This is a genomic window from Verrucomicrobiia bacterium, from assembly GCA_036268055.1.
Taxonomy (GTDB): domain Bacteria; phylum Verrucomicrobiota; class Verrucomicrobiia; order Limisphaerales; family Pedosphaeraceae; genus DATAUW01.
Genome location: DATAUW010000024.1, coordinates 96,651 through 122,699, shown reverse-complemented (window position 1 = coordinate 122,699; position 26,049 = coordinate 96,651). Strand labels below are relative to the sequence as shown.

Genomic DNA, 26,049 nt, shown 5'->3' with positions numbered 1-26,049 from the left:
TTGTTTGGACGAGTCAGGGAATCATTTTAAGACGATAATAGGTTTGATCGAGTGACTGGATGAGATTGGTTTGTTGCACCGAGCCTCCGATGCCGGTGAACGATGCTCCGACCGGAGTCCACACGCCGGAACCAAGGTTGGTCGAAGATTCGATTTGATATGTCGGGCCGATGAGCGTCGGAAAACTCAGCACCATTTTATTGCCAGACTGGATGCTGAAATTAAGTCCCGGCGGCGGCGCAACCGGCGCGGCCGTGGCGGAGAAACTCAAATTATCAATGCCCATTCCCTGTGCTTTGCCGCTTGAATCGGGCATCTCCCAGACCAGCCACAAAGCCGCGTTCGCAGGCCAGGTAATAAATTGGTTCGTGAATGCGAGATTAGTCTGGTTGGCCGCATCAGTGCCGATGACCGGGTCGCCGCCCTTGTCTGCTGGAAGCGTTGGGAACACGACATTCATTGCGGGAATAAACCCAGTCGTGTTCGTGGAGAACGCCGCCGCAGCCGTCGGATCGAGATAATAATAAAACTCCACCGTCTTCGGCGTGTCCGACTGACGCCACAACTCGCCAGTATATTGGAGGTTCACATATTTCAAAGTCTCGCCGGTATCATTGACCAGCTTGAGGCCAAACGCCGTATAACCGGTCGTGCTGGTCGCGAGCAATCCCAGCGCGCGATTATTCGAGTTGGGCGAACCAAAGCTGTTTTGCCCGCCAGTCGTCTGGTCACCGTCGGTTGCGCCCAAACGTGTGCCCACGCTCGCCGTCGGGTCCGCAAGCCCGTACCATCCAGCCATCGTTTGCAAGCCAAGCCCGCCGCCGCCGGTCGCTGTCACGGGAAAGGCAAAGTCAAAGGGGTTCGCGAGCGAATACGTCACGCCATTGACCGTCACCGGATTCGCGCTGTTTACCGAAGTCGCGCCGGGATTCGGCAGCGCGTTGAAATCCTGCGAATAAATCGAACCGGGAACCGCATAGCTCACGGCTGAAGGCGCGGGCGGCAATGCATCGGCATTCGCGCTCCGCGGTGTCGGGTTGAAAAACAACTGGCGCACGAAACTTTGTCCATCAGGCGACGAGCCGTAGGAATCGTTGACCGGGACATTCGTGTAATCAAGGTAATCGAGCACTTGCGCCTGCCCGCCGATGTTGCGGCTCAAGGCCAGCGAGCCGGTCGAATTCGACAGCACAAAACTTGTGTGCGGTTCGTTAGTCGTGGACAAGTTCGTCAAGCCGTCGGCAAAAATAATTTTGAATTCGCCGGGCTTGATCACGCCCGTGGTGGGCAAGGCGGATTGAAATAGATTCGTATAAGTGTTCGCGAGGTAAAGGCCGCTCAGCGAAAGCGTATTCGTGGTCGGATTATAGAGTTCAATCCACGCGGTGCGCTGGCCCGCGCTGTTCGTGATGCCCGCGAGATTGCCCGGCTCGATTTCGTTAAGCCAGAGCGTCTGGAAAATTGGCAACACCGCCGCCACGCTATTGATTGCGCCGGGAGTCGCGACGCTCCCGCTGGTTTTCACCGCCCAATTCGCCACGCGCCAGTTGTCCTGCTTCGCGTCAATTAATTGCAGCGAAGCGCCAACGGCGTTGGTCGGCCACGGCAGACGGTTGTCGTATCTCAATTCTGCCACGACAATATTACTGCCGATCCCCGGCTGGATGAGCGACAACGTCTGTCCGGGCAGCAACGCGGTCGTGAACGTATCGAGCACCGGAATACTCGCGCCATAAGTATTGGCAAACACATCGCGGTTCGCGGCCAGAACGACAAAGTTCGTCGCGCCGATCAGCGAGCCGGTGGGAAACGTGTAATTAAGTCCCTGCAACTGCCATCCCGACAAATCAAAAGCCACGTTGGTGGAATTATTATACAACTCCACATATTGCCCGCCGGACACGCTCGGTTGCGCCATCACTTCATTGATGAAGATGTGTCCCACCGGCGAAACTGTGGTGCCACTGAAATTTACATTGACCGTGTTGGTGTCACCGGCGATGGGCTGGCCGTTGTGATCCACGCCCGTGATATTTAGTGTATTATTTCCCGCAGTGAGCGGAATCGGAATCGTCCAACCCGTGAGCGAAGTCCAGTTCACTGGATATTCCACGCCATTGATCCATATATCCGAAACATCCACCGGCGCGATGCCGCTGACATAGGCAATATTATTGCTCGTGACCACCGGCGTCGTCACCGAAAACGCCGTAGCATTCACCGACGCAAGCTGGTTCGCGATGCTGCTCTGCGCCGTCGAAACAAAACCTTCGAGCGCCGTCCGCGGATCTTCCACCGAAAGGCCGTTGGCCACAAAAACATTATACTTGGCCAGCAACATTGGCCCGCTCACAGAAAGATCCATCGGTCCATTGACCAGCTCTCCCAGCGCGCGCCAATACATGCGCTGAAACGTCGGATTGCTAAAAATGGTTTGGATGTTCGGGTCTTCGCCGTTGAATGTGAACAGATTTTCTCCCGGATTCCATGAACCGCTGTCGCCGAACACCAGATTGAAGTCCCACATGTGCAGCGAATATTTTGTGCCCTGGGTGCCGACGTAGCCGTACAAATTCTGTCCCGAACTGGACCCGAATGAATCCCAATTTCCCGCCGCATGATTGGCCGCAAACACGCGCATCCAATTTTCCATGTCCGCCTGGCCTTCGAGGTTCGCCACGTAATTGGGCGAACTCGACGAATTGGCCGCATCAATCAAATTGAAGACGTTGGTGAAATTGCTTTCCGAATCCGGTGTGCGGCGGCTCAAGAACATGTAGCGATAGCGCGCAATTTTCTTTGCGTTGCCGGTCGTCAAATAGGATTCGATATTGCACCACGATTGATTGTTAAAACCGATGCTCGACCCGGTCGGGAACGGCGCGAATTCAAACCACGGCTGCATCTTGTAGAGATAACCGTCCGAGTCGTTGGGATAATGCTCCTTCACCACGTCGCCGCCAGGACATTGCGCATCCTCCATCAACGTGCCGCGGCGATTCCCATTCACATTGACCACGATATAGCGGCGATTCAGCCAGGGTACGCCGAGCGCGCGCAGGAAAAAATTCGCCAGTTGCTCGCGTTGCAGCGAGGCATCGTCGCCGGCAAAATTTCCCGGCTGATGAATCTTGTTGAAATCAGTCGTGCCAAGGAATTGATCATCATCAGGGAAACTCCATTTGTAATGGCACAGTCCGCCCACCGGCGTATCAAAATCCTGGTGATACGGACTGCCCGCGAAGCGTCCCGCCATATTATAAACCACGCGTTTGCCGTAAACGAACGTGCCGTCCATTTCTTCGTTGCTCAGGTCGGAGAGATTCGCCCAGCGCGTGACGTTGGTGCTGGAAATCCACAAATGATACGTGCTGAAACTGCCGGGCGCATCGCTGTCACCAAACAGAATGAGTCCCTCGCGCACCGGCGCGTTGTCCGAAATCAATGGCGGGAAACGCGTCGAGGCAACCTTGGTATCGGTCGCGGAAATATAAAAAGCCACAAGCTGCCCACTGTTCTGTCCCGGAATCGTCGCGCTATAAATGCCATCGCCTGCCACTGCGTCGCCGCCTGTGCCATTATCCTTCATCGCCACCGGCGTGTAACTCGTCGCGGGATCGAGACGATAAAAAAGTGTCATCGCCACCAGGCCGTCAGGATCGTGAACGGAAGCGGTGACCACGACCGGCTGGCTTGCGGCCGGAAGTGTCGGCGTGTGCGTGACGGAATAAATCGCTGGCCCCGCGTTCGTGACGTAACGGCTGTTGGGTTGGCCGGGCGTGCCGAGATTCGGTGGAACCGTCATCGTGCCCGCGGCCTCAAGCCAGTTGCCGTGCAAACGCAACAAAGCCTCTGGCCACCCGTGCAACCACTTCGCCTTGAAACGCAGCGTCACCGTTTGACCCGATTGCAGACTCAGATTGTTCAGTGCTACCTGGCACGAATTATCGCCCGTCCAAACGTGATCGCTGCTGCGCAAATGCAATGAGTGGGCGCTGTTGTAACCGGTATTTTCAAGGCTCGAACGCGTGAAGCAACCCTGGAAACTCCAGCCATTCGTCCCGCCGGTTTCAAAGTCGGAATTCGTCACGTAATTCGCGCCGTTGAAATCCACTTCGATATTGTCAACAAGACATTCACCGGAATCGAGGATGCCAATCTGCGCGTAGTCAATCGCCGTGCCATAATTCTGACCGTCGTCGAGCACGCCGGTCGTCTCAATATCTGTCCAGACACTTTTCGCCGTGTCATCGCTGTCCGCCCAATTCGCCGCGAGACGATGGTTCGCGCGCGGGTCAATCAACTCCAAACTGCTGCCACCACCGCCTGACCATTGCCCCCAGCGTCCGCCCGTGCCATAAGTGACTTGATCTTCGATCACCAAAATATTCGTCGTGCCATTGAGCGTTTGAGGCATGGCCAGCGCGATCAGTTCACCATTGTGCGACAATTTTCCACTGAAATTGCCCACCGTATTCGCCGGGCTCAGGCTGGGATATTTCGCAAACAAGTTTGTGGTGTTGCGCGAGACCGTCAGATAACCGCCCGCCGACAAAATCGTATTTGCCGGGAACGTATAAGTGATGCCGGAGATAAACTGCCAGCCACCCAGGTTGATATTGTTGGTTCCCTTGTTGTAAAGCTCAACGTATTGATCGTCGTCATTCTCCGTGATGGGATCGTACATCAATTCGTTGATGACGATGTCGCCGATGAGAATGGAACTGTTGTTCGTGCCCGGCGTGCGGCTTATGAAATTATAAAAATCATTCGCGCCGTCCGGCCAACGTCCGTACGAAACACCATCGGCTTGCGCACCGTATTCCACTGAATCGAGAATGCGCGACCCATCCGGCTTGATGAAATAAAGCGATGCCCCCCCGCCGTTGAGCGGAAAACCAAATTGCGATTGCGTGAACGAAACAAAACCAGCCGGCGGCAGGATCGTGCTGGCGGGAATGACAAATTTATTCGTCGCCGGATCGTCCGTCAAAATGCAGCCCGAAATATCCACGCTATTGGAACTGTGATTATAAAGTTCGACGAATTGTGGCACGCCCGGCTGCTCGGTATGCGGAAGAATTTCATTGATGACCACATTGCGCAACGGGCTCGGGCGAAACGCTTCATTCGCGCCCGGCGAACCGCCCATGATGTCGCTGATGTCCCACGCGCGCGGGTCGCCTTCACCGTAACTCGCATTCGCGAGCACGATTGAGTGACCGGTTCCATCCGCCGCCGTCGGCCACGGATAAGTCGTGGAGTAGGGGACAGTGAGAAGCACCGCCGCGTGTTCATCAATCAGTTCAAGCGTCTCCGTCTTTTTTAAACTGCCCAGGTACGGGCCCATGACATTTGTGATCCCGTACACGCTCGTGAGGTCCACCGGCGCCGCCGCGACAACCAAGTACGCGCCGCCCGCCAACACCGTGTTTGGCGGGAACGTATAATTCATGTCCGCGCACGTGATCTGATAACCGCTGATGTCCTGGAAATACGGATTGCTATTATAGATTTCGATGAATTCAAGGTTGCGGCCATCCGCGCGCGCCGCCGGTTTGTACATGATTTCCGAAAACGCAATCGGCGATTTGCGGCTGCTGGGGCCGATGCCTTCATGCGGGTTCACCACCGTGCCCACCACCGCGTTCACGACATCCGATTCGTTCAGGAATTGCGCCGTGTTCACGTTCGTGCCGTGGCTGCTCAGCGAGAAGCCGAGATAAATCTGGTTGGACATCGCAATCGTTACGCTGCCAAGCTGCGTCCACGTTTGCCCGTCGTAACTGCCGTAACCGCTGAAAACATTTCCCAGGCGTTTCAGCCGCAGCCAGGTATTCGGATAATTCGCCGGAAAACTTCCAGTCGTGTTGGCCGTGGAATTCAGCGGATCGCGCCACTCGAAGAAATCGCCGTTGATGCTCGGTGTCGTAAACGTCCCCGCAAAACGTGCGCCCGGTGCAAGCGTCTCGCGCGCCATCAAACCCGCCTTCGCCCAGATGTCCGCCAGCGTGAATCCCGCGACGCGCGTTTGTACATCGAAATTTCCCGTGCGCAGTTGATACTCCAAATTGAATTGATCGGTGCTTCCGCCGATGTCACTGCCGGCGGCGGTGACATCCACGCCATTGGTCACGTAAGTCGTGGTTGAAGGCGTTCCCGAACCGCCGATGTCCATCAGTGAATACGGTTCCGCCACGAAACTCACCGTGGTATTGGTAGCGATAATATTTGGCGTGGCATCGAGGTCTTTGACGCTATTGATGACGATGGAATAATTGCTCCCGTAGGTCATCGCTGCGGTCGAGAGCGTAACGATGGTCGCGGTGGAATCCAGCGATGCGCCTATCACCGCGAGACCGTTGGTGAAAACATAATTCGCCGTGCGCGTCGAACTCACCGGGTCGAGGGGCTTGGAGAATGAAATCGCCATTTGATTCAAACCAAGATTTTGCGCCAGCGTGACCACCGGAGGATTGGTATCGCGGATAATATTCAGCGTGATCGGCAGGTTGGTGATCACGCCCGCCGAATTGGAAATCACGCACGTATAAACCTGCCCGTTGTTGGTCGCAATCGAGGCATTCGTAATTGAAAATATCGGTCCTTTCGCGCCGACAATATTTGCGTTCCCAAGGCGCCATTGATACGTCAGCGCCGATTGGTTCGCCATCAACACCGACAGATTGAAACTCGTCCGTTCCAGCGCGGTGACGTTGCCGGTCTGCGAATAAATTGCCGGCGCCGTGTCCACCCCGGTGCAGGGAATGAGAATCGTCCCCGCCGTGCTCGTTGCGCTCAGCGGCTCTTCAATCTGGCCATTTGGCAACTGCCACCGCACCGCGAGATTATCGCCGCCGCCACCTTGCTGCATGATGGCCTCAAGATAATAACGGTATCCGGCGCGCAACGCGATCGGCGTGGAAACCTGGCTGGGATATTTGGTCCATTGCCGTGAATCCGTGTAACCGGTGTTCTGCGCGATAAGCACTTTGTTCGTCGCAGTTTCGTCCGTGCTCAGAAACAACTGCGATGTATCGTCACTAGCAATCCAGAAAGTATAATTGCCATTGGTCGGCGGAATAACGAACGTGCGGAGGCGCTCGCCATAATTATTCATGCCGGTATTCACTTCGGTTTCAAAATTGGTAAATACCTTCGTGAACGCAGCCGTTGGATTGTTCGGCCAAAACGGATTGAGCGACGTATTGGTCAGCACGGAAAGGCTCGATCCGATATTGGCATTCAGATTCGTCCAAAGCTGCCGATAGATGCCCACCACTTGAGACAGCGGCACTAGGCCATTCGTCAGGAGCACGGTGAAGTTTCCCGTCACCGCGCTCGAATAGCCGTTCGACCACTTGGTCGAGAGATACGTCTCCATGGTCTGCCGGTCGGCATCGCTCAACGCCGTGTTGAAAACCATGATCTCCGCCAGGTCGCCCATATAATAAGCCCCGCCCAGCGCACTCCCCAGCGTGCCTTCGCCCAACGCCGTGCCGGTCAACAAACCTTGCGCCGTGCGCGAACCGACCTGCGCTGAATTGATGAAAAAGGTTTCCGCGCGCGACGAAGTGATCCGTTCCGTCGAGGTGCGAATTGCGGGAAAGGTGAAGTTCGTATCGTAATTCAAGTCATCCCCGTATTGGCCCCAGCGCCATTCGGTGGGCGAGTTGTAACCGATGTGCAAGGTGAGGTCCGTGCTGTCACCGCCGGTGTTGCCGATGAAATAGCTGCTGTCGTTATTTTTTTGCGTCGCCACCTCGATCGCGATGATCGTGTACGGCGAACCTCTCAGGCTGCTCAGGTTCATGCCAAGGTAGGTATTGGCGCCGTTAAAGCGAACCACCTGGCTCAAGCCCGATGAAGTCTGCGCGAGCAGGCTATCGGTCGCCACCATCGGCGAAACTCCTCCGGTGGCATTATTGTTATGCCCACTTTTATCTTTCCAAACTGAGAGCGTCGAACCGTTCACCGTCATCGTCGTCATGTCCGCCGCGTCCAGCCAAAGCTGGCAATTCGCCCCGGCGGAAATATTCGTGGGCAAATTCCCCGCACCGATGTCAAACGCTACCAGTTGCGCCGGTCCCGCCACTGAAATGGAAAGATTGGTGAACGTCGCCACACCATTCGCCCCCGCCGTGCCGATATTGGTAATCAGTGTGCCGCTCAATGCCCCGCTTCCCGAATAAAGCGCGATTTGGATAAATTTATTCGCAGGCAGCCCGACTGTGCTGGGATTGCCCGAAGCATCGGTCGTTTTCAGTACCGGGCTTGTGCCAAAAACCAATCCGTTGGTGACGTGGGCGGGCGGAGTCGTCCAGGCCAACTGTGTCGCCGTACCCACAGCTTGCGCCGATGCAACACCGAAAACGGTGCACGCAACCAAGAGCACAACTGGCAGCAAAAAACTAACTGAGTTAGCCAGTCGGCGATAAATGAGCATGAATATTTGGGGGGGAAGAATCTCTGAAGAATATTTCATCGGCTTTCTTTTACATTGCCTTCAATGCAAAAACCACGCGAGCGCAAAGATGCGTGGTTGCAAATCCGGAAAGGTGAATCATTTGTAGCGCAAACATAGCACATGCAAGCCTTTCTGGCATCCCCATTTTAGGGGATGACCTTTATTTATCCCCGCTTTCGGGGATGGGCTCGGGCTCGCCAGTTGGTTAGTGTGCCTCTCACGCATGCCCAAAAATATATGATGAAATTTTGCCCATTCGTTTTGCCGGGGTTGGTTTTGATTTCCAGCGCTTTGACTATGCCGGCTCAAACCACTGGCACGAACTTCCTGTATCAACGCGCCGATGTCCCAGTGGAAGAACGTATCAAAGACCTGCTTGGACGCATGAGTCTCGAAGAAAAAGCCCGCCAGTTGGACATGTTTTCCGGCTCGGACAGTTTGCTCGACGCTGATCAAAAATTCGACCGCACGCACGCCAAAGCGGATGCCGATTTTCGCCCGCAAGTCGGTGAAAAAATCCTCGGCAATCTTGGCGTGGGTTCCATCCACGACGCCTATCCGCACGCGAAGCTTTATAATCAAATGCAGGCGTGGGTCATCGAACACAATCGCTGGCACATTCCCGCGCTGTTCATCGAGGAAGGCTTGCACGGTTACATGGGCGAAAACGAAACCGTCTTTCCCCACAGTGTGAATCTCGCCACCACTTGGAATCCTGCTCTTGCCGAAAAAATTGGCGCGGCCATCGCGGCGGAAGCGCGTGCGAACGGCGTGGATATGATTCTCGGTCCGGTGCTCGACATCGCTCGCGATCCCCGCTGGGGCCGCGTGGAGGAGGACTTTGGTGAAGATCCATTTTTGAGCGGTCAAATCGGCCTCGCCTACGTGCGCGGCATGCAAGGTGATTCTCTCGCCACCGACCACAACGTCATCGCCGAGCCCAAACATTTCGCCGCGCACGGTTCGCCGGAAAGCGGTTTGAACAGTTCGCCCGTTCACGCCGGTGAACGTGAAGTGCGCACGATTATGTTGAAATCCTTCGAGCCCGTTTTTCGCGAAGGCGGCGCGCTCGCGGTGATGGCCGCGTATCATGATATTGATGGCGTGCCTTGCACGGGAAATCCCTGGCTGCTGAACACCGTCTTGCGCGGCGAATGGGGTTTCAAGGGCTTCGTGTTGTCCGACCTCGGCGCGATTCGCCGGTTGTATGACACGCATCATGTCGTGGCTTCGCCGCGCGAAGCTGTTTGGCTCACGCTCAATTCCGGCGTGGATATGCAGTTTTTCGATTTCGATCACGATGTCTGGGAAGGCGGAATCATCGAGGGCGTGAAGAACGGGCAGATTTCGGCGGCCACATTGGATGCCGCCGTCTCGCGCATTCTGCGGGTGAAACTTTTGCTCGGCCTTTTTGATCATCCGTTCATTGACGAATCCCTGGATGCCAAAGTGCGCCGCTCACCGGAACATTTGGACCTTTCTCTCGAAGTCGCGCGTCAATCCATGTGCCTGCTCAAAAATCAAAATCAATTACTCCCGCTCAAAACCAATTTGCAACACATCGCGGTCATCGGGCCGAACGCCGATTGGGCGCGGCTCGGCGATTACGCCGATGAATCCACCGATGGCCGCGAGCACGGCATGTTAAACGAACTTCGGAAAAAAGTTTCGTCCCAAACTCAAGTGACTTTTGCGGACGGCGAAGACATCGAAGCCGCAGTCACCAATGCCCGCGGGGCGGAAGTCATCATCCTTGGCCTCGGCGAAAAGAAAGGAATCTCGGGCGAAGGCTTTGATCGTTCCGAAATCGGATTGCCGGGAAATCAGGAAGCCTTGCTCGAAGCCGTCGTAAAAACCGGTGTGCCCGTCGTATTGGTTTTGCAGAATGGGCGCGCGTTGACCATTCCCTGGGCCGCCGAACATGTGCCCGCGATTCTTGAAACCTGGTACGCCGGTGAACTGGGTGGCCGCGCTATTGTTGAGACATTATTCGGCGATAACAATCCCGCTGGTCGCTTGTCCGTTTCCTTCCCCAAACGCATTGGCCAACTGCCTGTTTACTACAATCATTTTCCGTCCAAGGGAAATGGTTATGTGGATGGAAACGATGCGCCACAATTTGTTTTTGGACACGGCTTGAGTTACACCACCTTCAAGTATGACAACTTAAAAGTAACCACCCCGTCCAGTTCGACCGACGACCTAATTGTGTCATTCGATCTAAAAAATACCGGCACGCGTGACGGCGATGAAGTCGCGCAAGCCTATGTGCGGCTCACGGTCGCGCCGGTAGCCACGCCGGTGAAGGAGTTGAAAGCCTTTTCCCGCGTGCATCTGCAAGCAGGCGAATCGCGCCGCGTTGAATTGCATATCAAACAATCCGACCTAGCGATTTGGGACGCAAGCCGTGAATGGAAAGTCGAACCCGGCGAATACGTAATGATGGTCGGCGGAAGTTCAAACGGCGGAATGACCAGTCATTTCAAATTGAGCCAAGGCGCGAACCGGTGATCAATTATCAGTGACCTGACTATCAAGAGATTCTCACGGATAAACTAAACGGAAAAAGACATTGCCATTAGTCGTAATCGGAATCGCTATTTGATTCGTCAACTGTGAGGCGGCAACGATCGTCCAATTCGCGGTAATACCTGAACCAGCCAAATTGGTTTGCGCTTGCAATATCCAACCCACGTTATTCAGCGGCCAGTTGAATTGTATCTGGCCAGTGCTAACGCTTGCACTCAACTGCGGTGGAATCATCGAAACTGGTTGGGCGCTAACCGGAATTGAAACACTGCTTTCCCCGGCGGAGTTTGTGGCTGATATTGTGAAATAATAGATTGCTCCATTACTCAAACCGGTATTGGTGAAGCTCAACGAACTTAAATTCGTTGCGATGACAGTATAAGTGCCATTGGCAGCATTCGAGCGCCGAAGGTAATAACCAGTAGCATTGGCAGAAGCGTTCCAGGAGAGTTTTACTTGACCATCACCCGCCGCGGCCGCCAACCCCGCTGGCGTGATGGCCGCCGCCGTACCCAAAGGTCCGAGCACATAATTTGCAGTAATATCATCCGCCGTCAACAAACCGCTCTCCACTCGCGCGCAGGCGATATAGCCATGAAACGGATCGTTGCCGCCATTCATGCTCGTGCCATTGATCGCCGAACCGACTTGCATGACGGTTTGAACGGTCGAGATGGGTGTGCCGATGGTGCGAGTCACATCCAGATTCCCGTCCATATAACCCTGAATGCGCGTGCCGTCGTAAGTGACCGCGATGTAATGCCAGGCCGCTGCGGTTGGTGTCGTTGCCCAGCCGGTGTCCAGGTTGCCAAAATTTCCCGAGATCACACCATGCCCGCCGGTGTCGTAATCAAACTCTCGCTCGTTCATCGGCGAACTGCTGCCGCCCTGATCTCCATAGTTGAGGTAACAACTGGTTTGATTGACGTCCACGGGGTAGATCCAAGCTTCGACTGAAACTGGATTGTTCGAATTAATTTCTGTCGGGCTTACTAAAGCAGACTGAACCGAGTTGTTTCCATTTTGATTAATGAATAGAGTGCGAACGCTTTGACCGTTCCACGTCAGATTAACCAAATCGAGATTCGCATTGCCAACGCTGGTAAAATTCCCTACACCCTTGGCATTGCTGGTCTGGTTGGTCCAAACCTTTGAACCCGGCGTGAGATTTTGCGATGGAAGATTCACAATCAAATCTCCCTCGAATCGCACTGCTGCATTCGTTCCCGGAGTAATCGTTACTTCCCCCGAATTGGTGCTTTCTCCCCAAAGATTCAATGCCGAAATAACGTAATAATAATTTGTTCCGTTTGATAGGCCGGTATTGATATAGCTCAAGCCGGTTATATTCGTGGCTATGTTAATGTATGGGCCACCACTCACCGTCGCTCGCTTGACATTATAGGCACTCGTGCCGGTCGAAGCTGTCCAGAAAATCCCCGCCTGTCCGAAACCGCCTTTGGCTGTAACGCTGGAAGGCGCCGCCGGTGTCGGCTCTACCAGATCATTGGTGCGAATGGCGGGAGACACGGTTAGTTGTGAGACAACACCGTTCGTCAGAATCAGACGAACGGTTGTATTACTCGGCGCGCACAACTTATAATCCACGCTCCACATCGTCGGCCACGCTGGCAACGGGCGAATCTGATTCCCAACGCATTGCAAAAGCATATATTCCAAGCCACTTCGCGCCGCGCCTCCGGTATCTTCGCACGGAATATAATCATTTCGCGAAGTCCAAAATGCCTGAAACCGGCACGCTGAATCTGTGTCTTTGAAATTATTGATGACATCCGCCTGCGCCGCACTGGTCAACCCAACCAGTGGTTCTTCAATCACGTCCTGGCTCCAATCGAATTTATAGTTCTGCACCGTCCGGTTATTAAAAGTGGCCAAACCAACATTGAAATTCGACGTGCCCAATCCAAAAAGCCGATACGGAAAAATACAATAGCATTCGGGGTTCTCGGAATTGCGCGTGACGCCGTATGTCTGCGCCGGTTTCACATAAGTGCCCGTTGAATCCATCGGCAATGGCGGCAACGCCGTCAAACAACTGTTCCATTCGTTCGTCAACGCGGGCGTCGTCAAATTAGCGGGCAGTGAGAGCAACCGTTGAATATCTGAGTTAAGGCCAGAGATATAATCGGCTGAATTGGTACAACTCCAATACATCTCACACGCATTGGCCGGATAGAAGAAAAGTTTTCCATTCACCTTTGACCAGTGATCATTAAAGAAGCGAATGGCTTGTGTCGCGATCGGCACGAGGTAGTTCGTGGCGAACGCGCTATCTTGCGTGTAATCATAATAGCTAAGCATCATCGCGAGGGTTTCCAGTCCGCCCTGGTAATGATACTTGATGTAAGTATCGCCACAGGTCGTCGCGGTGCTGCTGTTCCAACCCCAATCATCGCCGTAATAAAGTCCAAAAAGATTGAAAGTTTCCGGGAAAAAAGCGCCGGCATGGCCATAATATTTTTGCGTCGCCGCCATTTGCAGCGGCAGCATATTCGTATAGATGTTGAAAAACGGGAGCATCATCTCGAAATCACCGGACGCCAGCATCGGCCAGTAAGAAAGCCGCGTATTTTGGTTCCAATAACCCGGTCCCCAGTTTCGATAGTCGGCATTTTGCCCGTTGTAATCGAAAGTAAAAAGTCCGCCGTTAAAGTGGATCGGAAATTTCCCGCGACCCTGGCACGCGTCAAGAAAGCGTTGTTCAAGATAACCGCGAGTCACATTGGTTGCATTCGCGTCGCCACTGATGAAGATCCAGCTTCGATTCCAAAAAGCGTCCCACCACGCGTAATGATTGTTCCGCGCTGTGCCTTCGTCAGTGGATGCCGCCGCCGCTATCTGCGCATTCATCTGGCTTTGCCAAATGGCTTCATTCGCCGCCTGCGTCGTGTATGGATAAATGGAAATCAGGAAGTTTGTGCCCAAGCCGGATTGCAATAATTGATTATTTGCGACGCTGAAATTTGTGGCCAGAATCGTCGCGCCAAAAATGCGGTTGGTCCACGGGTCGCTATAACCGCCCGACAGTCCGTTAAGATTTTCCGCCTTGAAGATCGAATTAAAGTAAGAACTCGTATTTTTGTGGTACCATACCAAACGATCCGGGAGAGCCACGGTTTGATCGGCGCTCTCAACGGGAGCCGGAGTCGCGCCAGCCACACCGCGAAAACTGTCCGAGTCTCCGTTCGTGGTTCCCTGGGCTGAAGTGCGCCAGATTTCATTCGAGCAGGACATCGTGAAATTCTGCTGGCCGCTGGCCGTGATGCGAATCAGCGGTTGATTGGCATCCGCATAAATGCGCAGGGAAATTTGCGAGCCCGCCTGACCCGCTGTGATATCAATTTCGCCGTGATAAAAATCCAGCGTTTGATTGAAGGGCTGGCCGGTGGCAAAGGGATTCGGCGAAAAATGAATTCGCTCGCGGCCAAGCTTTAGAATCCGCGTGCCTTCACTGAGACTGTCAGACTTGCCGATATACATCAACAGATCGCCGCCGTTGTTTTCAACCCATACATTGGCGGTGAGATCGCCGTTGCCGATGGGCATGGAACCGGGAGAACCGTTGGCGCTGGGCGTTGTCCAATTCAGATTATAGCTGTTGAGTTCAGACAGAACATCCGCCGGGAGAATGCCCGCCTCGCTTGCGCAGCAGGCCAGAAAACTAACCAGCAAAACCAAAACGACGATACAATGAGTGCGTTGCTCTTTCACAATATGACCGGTGGTCGCCAGCTATCATTTTATAAAAATCTAAAATGTGCAAATCACGAAGACGGGGACTTGACAAATCAAATTGGTTGCATCTGAGCAAGCCAAAGATTTTCGATACAGGTACGCAAGAACGCCGCAATATCCCGATGAGTGAGATATTGCGGCGGTGGAATTAGCCGGCGCGATTTATTGCGCGCGCAATCTGAAGTAAAGCTGCGGCGTATTGGTCGAGATGGAATTGGTGTAGGGCGAAGTGGCGCCTGACACCACCGCCCACGGCCCAGCCGCATTTGTCGCACTTTGGAGTATTCCCAACCCCGCGTTGCTCCAACTTAGCACGATCTGTCCGTTGGCGAAGCTGGAATGGATCGTCGGACGTGCCTGGCCGGATCCCACAAGGACCGTAATGCTGCCCGAGGCATTCGTCATCGTTGAACCGGTCTGTATTGGCCAATTCGCCGGAAAGTTATCCGGGAAGGACGACGCCAGCGTAGCGAATGGATAATTGCCCGCCGCCAAACTGGTTCCCCCGACCACTACGTTCAGGAAAGTATCATTCTGATGCAATAATACCTTGCCATTAACCATTAAGGTCGCGTGCGGAGCATTTAGGTCATAGGTGGTTTCCAGCGCGCCCGTCGTGCCGATGGTGATGTTATTAGTTCCCAGCGCGCCCGTTCCCGTTCCGAGCAGCGTGCCTTGAATGACATCCCAGGTGCCGGAGTAAGTATTGGCGCTGTTGGCAATATTCATAGTATTGCCGTTGGTGATCGAATAACCCTGGTCGCGGAACTCTACATTACCAGTTCCGGTCAAGAGCGAGTTGATCGTAAGCCCTTCGTCATTTCCTGTGTCATTATAGAATGGCGTGTTGGCAAGAATATCAATCTCACCATTGAGCACGACTGGGGCTAGCGTCGGCGGTCCGCCCGCTGAACCACCCACTGATTCGTCAATCTGACCGCCGTTCATCACGAGTTTCGGAACCGTGATGGGCGTCGCTTTGATGCGGAATTCGCCCGTGCTCGAACCGACATTTGTTCCCGCGCCGCTGACGAAAATTCCATTGCCATCAATGGTTAAACTTCTTCCGGGGAAGGCTGCCGCCGCCGTCGGCGAGCGCAGAATGGCGTTCACCGGAACTTCATACGTATCGAACGGCGAAGTAACCGCGGAGTTGGATACCGCCTGACCGTCGCTCCACACACCGAGAGTGTTCCAGTCCTGCCCCTGGACTTCGATGACTGGCACGCCGTTGGAAGTGAGCGTAACATTGCCGGAAGCATTCGTTTGCAAGACGCTCAACGTCGCCGGTGCGCTCATTACGGTTCCACCTGGATTCGATACTACGACGATATAGTCGAGCGCGTTCGGGAAATCCACATTGCTAATTGTCAGGGTAGGTGAGTTGGCGCCCGAGAATTGTCCGCTATTATTAATGTTGGTGTAAGGACCGCCGCTGCCGGTGATGCCTTGCTGCCATTGATAACTGGGCGTTGGAACTCCCGTCGCCTGAATGCTGAACTGCGCCGTCTGCACCTGATAGACAGTCACATTGGTTGGGTTCACTGAGATTTGCGGCGCAAATGTCGAAACTCCCGAAGCCGCGGTATAGAGACCGAGCAACTCACTTTGCGACAGCGAGCGTTTGAAGATAGCCACATCGTCAATCGAACCCGGGAAGGTGCGCACACCGCTGCCGCCATCAATCGGGTCGCCGCCAATGCTAACCGGCGCGCTAAACGCCAGCGCCGCATGATTAAACGTGTTGACCGCCGACGAAAGACCGTTGGCATTAATCATGTAGAGGACAGCATTGGTCGGAGTAATGGACACGGCGACGAATGACCATTGACCGGGCGGCACATCAAGCCCGGAAATCCAATTTGTAGTGGCCGGACTATCACCCCAGTTATAAGCCAGGTCATGGTTGGCTCCGGGAGCATTCGTCGCGCTGAAACATAATCCACCGAAGCCGGTGCTGACCCCATTGCGGCACACAACAATGCCGAAGGGCGTATCCGCTGAGAAGGAAGGATTAATCCACGCGGTGATGGTTAGATTATTACCGTTAAGATTCCAGCCCGGCGTCGTGATCGTCGAAGCGGGAGTATCATTATTGAAGAATGCGGCATTGTTCGTCGGGAAGAAGTTTGGAAAACCATCGGACGGACGCGGCCCGGCAACTCCATCCTCGACGCCTGTTCCATAAGTTCCATTATTTCCACCTTCAAAATCGAAAGCTTCAGCAGTGCCAGTCGAAGTGTCGGCGGTTTCATTCAATTCGTAGAAATAGTCGGGTCGGGCAGTGAGGACCGCCGCTTCATAGCCTTCACCGCTCGGGCTGACCAGACTCAATGCCGCCGGACCGCCGGTCGCCGTGCCGACTGAATTCGAGACGACGACTTTATAACTGCCCACGTCCGTAGATGTAATATTGCTAATAATCAAAGTCGCAATATTCACGTCAACGGAAGTCGCTCCGAAGATCGTTGAGCCGGACCCCGTGGGACCGTTGACGAGCGGAACATTTCCCTTATACCATTGATAACTCAACGGAGTTGTCCCGCCAGTTTGAGTTACCGTAAAGGCTGCGCTGCCACCCGCAAAAGATTCAGCGGGCAATGGTTGAACCGAAATGCGCGGAATAAAATTCGAGACTCCTGAGGCACTGCCATAGATAGCCAACAGTTGAGGTTCCGTCAATGTACTGTTAAATATGGCCACTTCGTCAATCGAACCATTGAATCCGCGCGAGCCGCTGCCGCCATCGCCGCTGCCGCCATCGCCGCTGTCGCCACCAATCAAGGTTCGTCCACTAAAGGATTGAACGGCGTGAGGATAGACATGAGTGGCAGTCTGTAATCCTCCGCTATTAACGACATATAGAGTGGCATTGGTGGCGCTAACGGCAACCGCCACAAAAGACCATTGATTTTGCGGCGCGAACAAACCGGACTGGAAGCCGAAGGTATTGGTGTCATTTCCCCAGTTATAAGCAATTTGATAATCGCCGTTTACCTGGCTGGTGTTGTAACACAGACCGGCGACCGTGCCGGCATCGCGCGAAAAAATAATTCCGCGCCCGCCGCTTTCCGGCGCGGTGGGATAGATCCATGCGCTCAAAGTCACCGCATTCGTATCCAGATTAAGGGCAGATAGTGTAATTGCGGAAGCGCCGGAACCATTGACAAAGGTTGCCGCATCGTTCGTCGGTGAGAAATTCGGAAAGCCATCCGCGGGCCGCGGGCCGGGAACTCCATCCAGCACGGCCGTTCCATAAGTGCCATTTGCGGCGCCGAGTGAATCGAAACACACGAGTGTGCCGGTCGTCGGATCGCCAGTTTCGCTAAGGGAATAATACGCAGTCGGATTGGCTCCCAGCAGCGCCGTTTGGTACGTGTTGGGCGTGATCGTATTAAGTGAAGCGGCAACACTCGTCGTTGTAAGATGGGTCGTGACGCCAGTCACAGCTACCGAATAGTTACCAACATCCGCTGAAGTCACGCCAGTGATGACCAGAGTGGGAGTCGTGGCTCCCGTTATGTGAGGAGGATTATTATTTAATGGCGCTCCGCCCTTTTGCCACGCGTAAGTTAGATTTTCCTGATCCGAACCCGAGGCACTAACGCTAAAAGTCGCAACGCTACCCGGAAGAAGAAGTTCCGAACCAGGAGCCGAAACAATCGGAGGCTGAAACAACTGGCCAACCGTCACTTCGTTTGTACCAGTAGGATCAATAACATTGGTTTGGCCGGTAAGTGCATTGATTTCGCTGGCAGTATAAGCAAAACCGTTGGTCAGGCTAATTCCATCAATAGTTACGGCGCCAAAGGCCATGCTGTTATCCAGCAATAAAAAACTATTCGTATTCGCAATCGTCAAATCGCCCGGAGTGCTGAAGGGAACGGTGGCATCGAATTGAGCCGGCCCCGCAGCCGTTCCCGAACCGCCGACGACATAGACATTACTGGTTCCCGCGATAGTTATATTGCCCTTGCCGAAACCATTTCCCGATGCAGCTTGAAGCCACCCCATGACCACCGTGATGTTTCCACTGTAAGACGAACCGTCGCCACTAAAGACAAAGTTGGCGTTAGTATAGGGGCCGTGACCGGAGGCCAGTGTGCCTAGAACCGCATTGCCAAACAACAAATCGCCCGTGCCCGATAGAGTGCCGTTGAATACGAAACCGCGAAAGCCGCCGGCCTGCTGAACTGTATTAATGGTGTTGGGGTCCTGGCCGCCATAAATGCCGGAATTAGCGATGACGCGGATGTTGCCGGTGATTACGCCGATGTCGTCATCGCCGTTGGCCAGGAAACCGCCATTAAGGATCACGCCGTTAACCGCGCCAAAGGAATAGTAGGCTGGAGTCGCGCTCGCGCCGGTTGTCCCCGCAGGTCCCTTCAGGCGAATGCTCGCGCCAGCAAGCCCATTGCTGCCGTCGAGTTGCATGGAATCGCCGGCGAAAGTGACCGCAGCGCCGGGAGTGCCGGCGGAAGTAGGACTGCGAACTAGTCCGGCAACCGCGCCCGCGTTTAAGACTTCATAAGTGTTGCTGGCGGTGGCTGAGACGGCCGTGGTGTGGGTGGCATTTGTCCAAATGGCGGCGGTCCAATCCGTGCCGGTGCCTTGAACGAGGGCGGTGGTGAAATTGGCCGCGTGCAATGGCGCTGCCATCAACAAAGCGATCGTGGCGGCAAATAATGTTTTGGTGAAGGGAATTTTCATACGCGATGAGTTTTTGTTTGACAGGCGTTTGAGCATATATTTGTGCGGGGTTGGAAAAGTGGGCGATAGCTAGTGATAACTTGGCTGGCTTTTTCGACAGACTATAACATATGCAGACAAAGGTATTCCGTATGGTCAAATTGGCCGGCTCTTTGAGTGATTTAGATTAAAATAACAAAAAACCAAAAAGTGGTCTATCCCCTCTTGTGGGGGTACGCGCCAGGAGCCTGAAATTTTATTAATGCTTGCAACGACTGAAAAAATATACGAGTCAGCTGGACACAAACAAGTCTCCGGCACGGAGCAGATAGCTATTTATTTAAGACCGATTAGATAGAAAAATGTACCCCCACTTTGGGGGATAGAAATGGCACGGCTCTTTAGTGTATGTTTTTCCGAGACCCAAATATGTGTGCGAGTCAAAACGCAAAAGCAACTTATAGCTACATATATAACTGTCATCATTCTTAATCAAAAACGTGCGATTCAAAAATTTTCATATTATTTTTCAGAAAGATCGGGCTGTACAACTCGCGCTGGCATCCAGCCTCGCGGCCGCAACCACTCGGATTAATACACAAAATAATCTGTTATTGCTGGCTAAACGAAATCAAACAACACCCATCCCATGAAACAACATCTCCCGAAAATCCTTGCTCTTATTCCCATCGGACTGTTCGTCACGACGCAAGTCCAGGCCGCGAATTATACATCTGTCGTTGACGAAAATGGCAGCGGCACCTGGAACGATAGTGACTGGCAGTTGAACGGCTCCGGGCCAACTACCACGCCGACTGCCGGCAACACCTATGAATACGTTGGCAAAGGAGCAGGACTTGGCGGAGATTTAGGCAACAGTATTTTGCGGTCGCCAAAAGTCGTTTCGCCCGGCTCGGACTTTGCCGGATTTTCTTTGCAGATGGATGCCAATACCGGCATTCGCTTGAAGAGCCCAGGCGCGGGCAACATCGGCGCGGGAGATAATACGTTTAGCTTCGGTAGCGGCGGACTTATTATTAATGGTGGTTATCTGGGTAATGGCGATGATTTTAGCGCGACGATCACGAGTCCGGTAAGTGTGATCGCGAATTCGGCGATTTACGCGGGACAAAGCGCCACTGAAGCTAATACCACCACCGGAACCAGAAATGGTTTTCGCAATTATATTTTCAACGGCAGTCTTTCGGGCAGCGGCAACCTGACTTTCGGAAATGCCATCATGGGTTCGGCAGTCACCGGCGCGCATGGCGGTCCGGTTTCGACCGCCAATTTTGCCTTTAAAGGAAGTGGCGTGGGTTATAGCGGAACTATAATGGTCACGTCGGGATGGCTGCAGGCTGGTTCGGCCAGTGCTTTTGGATCAGCTAGCATTACGCTGGCGGGCGGGACGGCGACCACTGGCGTGAACGGCCCGGCGGAGTTCGATGCAACGGTCTCGTTTGCTGATGCGGGGTCTTTAACCATTCAAGACGCAAACAGTATTTTGCTGCTGGATAATAATTTGCTCTTCGGCGGCGCGACCATTGATGGGGACGTTATTCCAGACGGCACTTATACTGCGGCTGAGCTTAATGGCATGACGGGCATGGCTAATGTTTTAGACGGAGGAACTGGAGATACCCTGACCATCGGCCTGGTGCCGGAGCCTTCCAGCATCGCGATCGCATCGCTTGGCGGACTTGGGATGGCGGCGTTTGCGTGGCGCCGCCGCCGAACATTGAGTCTATAAGCTCGCAGGTTGCGGGTTATTATAAAAAAACTTGAAGCTATATAAAGTTACCGGCTTACGTCCGCGATAATAATTTTCAAGCCAAACCCGCATTGAGTCTATTTGTCGTATATTTGTGAAAGCGTTTCATGATCGTCCAAACGGTAAACATTCGCGCGTACGCGCGGGGTGTTTTCAAACAGAATCTAAGTCGAAAATTGAAACCTGCATGAAGGTTTCCAGCGCCGGCGGCGGCAACAGGCATTGGTTGACGCCGCTGGTGGTGGGAATTCTTTTATCCTGCCGATTAGGTTTAGCGGCGGCTTTCACAACCGGTGCCAGCGAAACCACGGGACAAAATTGGAATCAAGCCATTTGGAATCCCGGAGGAGTTGTGCCGAGCGTGGGCAATAGTTACGAAGCCTTAAATGGCGCGTTGCTGCGCTCGCCCAACAGCAGCACCAACCAGCCTTTTACTGGTGATTCATTACAACTCGACGCGGGCGCTTATACGCGTCTCAAGGGCGATGGCCAGAGTGATGCCAGCATTGAAGCTGATACTGATTTTTATAGTTTCGGTTCCAATGGATTAATTCTTAGCGGCGGCAACCTGGCCAATGGCGATGACGTGATCGCGGTGATCAGCGGGCCGGTCAGCGTAGTTGCAGATTCGTTTATCTGGGCGGCGCAAGATGGATTGACGGCGAACAGCCTAAGTTCCGGTGCGGCCTCGGGCGTGCGCGCCTATATCTTCACTGGGCCTCTCTCCGGCACAAATAATTTGACGCTGGGAAATGCGATCATGGCGTTCAATGCGGACGGCACCAGCGAACCTCCGGCCACAAATTATGCGAACTTTGTATTTGCCAATTCCAACAATGCTTATCAGGGAAACATGACGGTAACGGCTGGTTGGCTGCAAGCTGGCGCGCCGGGGGCGTTGGGAGCCAGCAATACCATTACCATTGCGGGAGGAGCCGGCACCAACGGCGTGGACGGTCCGGCCCAGTTTGACGCAACGGTTCCATTCAATGACTTCGCGGCGACCCTGGTGATACAAGATGCGAATAGCGTTTTATTGCTTGATAACAACATGAGTTTTGCCGCTGCAAGCATAGATGGCGTTGCTCTTACTAAAGGCAATAGTTATACGGCCAGCCAAATTAATGCCCTGACTACCAACAAAAATGTGGTGGATCCTTCCGGCACGAATACTTTGACGATAGGCGCGGCTGTGACTACTGCGCCGGCGCTCGTGAACTTGCCGGTGTCGAACGTGCAGGGAACGAGTGCGACCTTGAATGGCCGCATTATTTCAACGGGGAATGAAGTCCCGAATGTTACTATTTATTATGGCACAAGCGACGGAGGGACAAACCCTGCCGCGTGGACTAAGAGCGTCGGTTTGGGAACGCAAGGCGGCAGTTTTAGTTACACCGCGTTCAACTTGCTTACCAACACAACCTATTATTACACGGCGCAGGCTGCTAATTCAGAGGGAACCGTTTTTGCGACTCCCTCTCAGTCTTTTGTCACGCAAACGCCCGAAGCGACGAGCCAGATTCAATACTTATCGGGGACGGACAAAGACAATACGGTTCAATGGAACTTCATGGTGACCAGCGGACGTTTGGCGGGAGTGGCCACGAATATCGCGGTTCCGTCGTGTTGGGAGACTCAGGGATTTGGAACTTACAATTACGGAAATAACGGCTCGGTATCCAATTCGGAAACCGGAATTTATGGTTATACTTTTTCCGTCCCTTCGGCGTGGGCAGGCCGGAAGATTTTTTTAGTGTTTGAAGGCGTTTTCACGGATACCTCGGTCACGGTGAATGGGCAGTCAGTGGGGCCGACGCATCAGGGAGGATTCTATGAGTTCAAATATGATGTGACTGCGAATGTCGTGCCTGGAGCCGCGACCAATGTGTTGCGAGTGACGGCGAGAAGGTGGTCGCAAAACGCCTCGATTGTGAAAGCGGAAGAGAAGGGGGATTTTTGGGATTTCAGCGGCATTTTCCGCCCGGTCTATTTGCAAGCCAACCCGGCAGCATACATTGATCGCGTTGCCGTAAACCCGCAAGCGAATGGACAAATCACGGTGAATGCTTATTTGGGAGACGCCTACGCCAACTATTCGGTGAACGCGTTCGTGACGGATTCAAACAATGTGCAATTAGGCGCGGCGTTTTCGGCTCCCGTCGCGAGTGGATCAAGCAATATTTTTCTTTCCGCGAATTTGCCCCAGCCGAATACCTGGTCGGCGGAATTTCCCAATCTTTATACTTTAACTGTTCAGCTTCTGGATACGAACAACCAGGTCGTTCATACGCTGACCAATCAGATCGGATTTCGCACCATTACGTTTGTCAGCGGCCAGGGTTACTTCATCAATGGCAAAAAAGTAGTGTTGCGCGGCATTTGCCATCATGAGGAGTGGCCGACCACCGGACGCACCAGCAGCCTTGGGCAGTCGGATCTCGATCTGGCTTTGATCAAGGACATGAATCTGGACGCGATTCGCATGACGCATTATCCGCCGAGCAAGGGGTTCATGGACGAATGCGATCGTCTAGGCATCTATGTCTATGATGAACTTACCGGGTGGGAAGCTGCCTATGATAATTCGGTGGCGTCCAATTTGGTGAAGGAGTTGGTGGTGCGGGATGTGAACCATCCGTGCATTATTGCCTGGGATAATGGCAATGAATCGGGATGGAATACCACCGTTGACAATAATGGCACTGGAGCGACGAATGTCTATGCGATCTGGGACCCGCAGAACCGGCATATCAATCGTCCACAAAGCACGTTCAACAACGTGAAGGATGACCACTATCCTTCTTATAGCGGATTCACAGGCAGCCTGGGTTCGGGCAAGATGGCTTATTCCTGCACCGAAGTTTTGCATGGCCTCTATGACGGTGCGGGCGGGGCTAGTTTGCAGGAGTTTTGGGATGCCATGCGCACGGCACCCAATGGCATTGGAATGTTCGAGTGGGTATTCGCGGATAGCGGGCAAATCCGCACGGATCAAGGCGGCATCATGGATGTCAAAGGACAGTCCGCGCCGGATGGCGTGATGGGGCCGTTTCGGGAAAAAGAGGCAAGCTATTATACTTACAAAGCGGTCTATAGCCCGGTGCAAGTGGGCGCGCCGAGTTTGACCTCTTTCAACGGGACGCTCGCAATTTCAAATCGTTTTGATTTTACCGATTTGAGCCAATGCACATTTGACTGGCAGCTTGGCGCGCTCCCGGGTGCGAATGATTCGGCGAGCGCGTTCAGCACAAACGCGCTTACGGGTGGTTTTCTTGTTTCCGTAGATAGTGGAGCGTTCGCCGGGCCGGCTCTTGCGCCACAGACCACCGGCACGATCAGCCTGAAAGCTTTTCCAGGCGCATGGACTAATTACGATGCGCTCCGGCTCACAGCCACCGACCCGTTCGGGCGAAATATCTATACGTGGACGTGGCCTTTGCGATCAGTGACGCAAATTCGCGATCGGATTGTCGGAACGCCGACGCAAGGAGCACCGGCTATTTCCGCGATCAATAATGGATCGGAAATCATTGTGACAAACGGGCCGCGCATATTCCATTTTAACGGCTCCAGCGGGGTGTTGAATAGTCTTACAGTTTCCAATCAGGCGGTTTCGTTCGCCAATGGTCCACGTCCCGCAGACGGCACGGTTTGGACGGTAAGCAGCATCACGAATTATTTTGATGGCACGAACTACATCGTGCTCGTGAATGACATCACCAGCGCGGCGAATGGATTTCAGTGGACGTTGCGGTCGGACGGTTGGTTGAAATTGTCCTATCGCTATACTTCCACCGGATTGCAAAATTGGATGGGGATCACGTTTGACTATCCCAGCAATAAAGTGACGGCCATGAATTGGGTAGGGCAGGGGCCGTATCGGGTTTACAAAAACCGGCTGCGCGGGCAGGAAATCTTCGGACATACCAAAGCATTCAATTATACGTGGACAGGGCAATCCACGAATTACGCGGCGCAGGTGGGTTTGCCTACGACCAGTCAATGGAATTATCCCGAGTTTGAAGGCTATCACGGGCAGCTTTATTGGGCCACCTTACAGACGACGGAAAGACCCATCACGGTTGCGACTGCGACTTCCAATTTATTTTTTCGATTGCTTACACCGCCAAATACCGACAACGCCAACGTGAATGTGGCTTATCCATCGGGCACGCTTTCGTTTTTAAATGGGATCACGCCGATCGGAGAAAAATTTAATACAGCAGGAAATCTGGGGCCAGCGGGACAGATGAATACCGCGACTGGCCTTTATACGGGAGAGTTAGATTTTTTCTTCGGTAACATAACTTCGGTACCAGCGCCGCCGGCGCAATTAACCGCCAGCGTTGGGCCGGGACAGTCGGTTCTGAATTGGTCGGCGGTCAGTGGAGCGACCGGCTATAATTTGAAGGTTTCTACTGTGGCGGGCGGCCCTTACGTCATGGTGGGAAGCAACTTGACGAGCCTCAGTTTCACGAATAGCGGGTTATTGAACGGCACGATTTATTATTATGTGGTCACCGCTTTGAATGCCAATGGCGAGAGCGAGAATTCGCCGCAAGCCAGCGTCGTCACCCCAGTATTGTCACCGGTAATCGGCCACGTATCGAATTCGGGTTCGGCGCTGGTGTTCACCGGGAACAACGGCATCCCCGGGATGGGATACCTGGTGCTGATGACGACCAATTTGTTGCTGCCGGTGATTAGGTGGCAAATTCTGGCCACGAACTTATTTGATTCCTCCGGAGGCTTTAATTTTACGAACTCGGTCAATTCATCGAACGCGACGCAATTCTATATGTTGCGAATACAATGATGAGCGGGACTAACTACGAAT

The 26,049-nt window shown here is 53.6% G+C and carries 6 protein-coding genes; 3 read left to right on the top strand and 3 right to left on the bottom strand.

Annotated features, from left to right (window positions below; genetic code table 11):
• Window positions 1-13 precede the first annotated feature (13 nt).
• The gene (locus VH413_15510; GenBank protein ID HEX3800100.1) at window positions 14-8,347 is read right to left on the bottom strand and encodes a lamin tail domain-containing protein; all 8,334 of its coding nucleotides are present in this window, start codon (window positions 8,345-8,347) and stop codon (window positions 14-16) included.
• Between the two features lie 357 nt (window positions 8,348-8,704).
• On the opposite strand from VH413_15510, the gene VH413_15505 reads away from it, so the two are divergent.
• A complete protein-coding gene (locus VH413_15505) occupies window positions 8,705-10,978 on the top strand; it encodes a glycoside hydrolase family 3 N-terminal domain-containing protein (GenBank protein ID HEX3800099.1) in 2,274 nt (757 codons plus the stop codon).
• A gap of 33 nt (window positions 10,979-11,011) precedes the next feature.
• Here VH413_15505 and VH413_15500 read toward each other — a convergent pair whose 3' ends face one another.
• Together VH413_15500 and VH413_15495 are read right to left on the bottom strand one after the other, a co-directional pair.
• Window positions 11,012-14,728 (bottom strand): DUF5703 domain-containing protein, encoded by a 3,717-nt coding sequence (locus tag VH413_15500; GenBank protein HEX3800098.1) that lies wholly within the window; start codon window positions 14,726-14,728, stop codon window positions 11,012-11,014.
• A gap of 186 nt (window positions 14,729-14,914) precedes the next feature.
• Window positions 14,915-19,462 (bottom strand): LamG-like jellyroll fold domain-containing protein, encoded by a 4,548-nt coding sequence (locus VH413_15495; GenBank protein HEX3800097.1) that lies wholly within the window; start codon window positions 19,460-19,462, stop codon window positions 14,915-14,917.
• Window positions 19,463-20,090: 628 nt separating this feature from the next.
• Between VH413_15495 and VH413_15490 the strand changes: the two genes are divergently transcribed.
• Window positions 20,091-21,191: a PEP-CTERM sorting domain-containing protein gene (locus VH413_15490; GenBank protein HEX3800096.1), complete on the top strand. Its 1,101-nt coding sequence runs from the start codon at window positions 20,091-20,093 to the stop codon at window positions 21,189-21,191.
• Between the two features lie 208 nt (window positions 21,192-21,399).
• Window positions 21,400-26,028 (top strand): glycoside hydrolase family 2 TIM barrel-domain containing protein, encoded by a 4,629-nt coding sequence (locus VH413_15485; protein ID HEX3800095.1) that lies wholly within the window; start codon window positions 21,400-21,402, stop codon window positions 26,026-26,028.
• The last annotated feature ends 21 nt before the right edge of the window (window positions 26,029-26,049 follow it).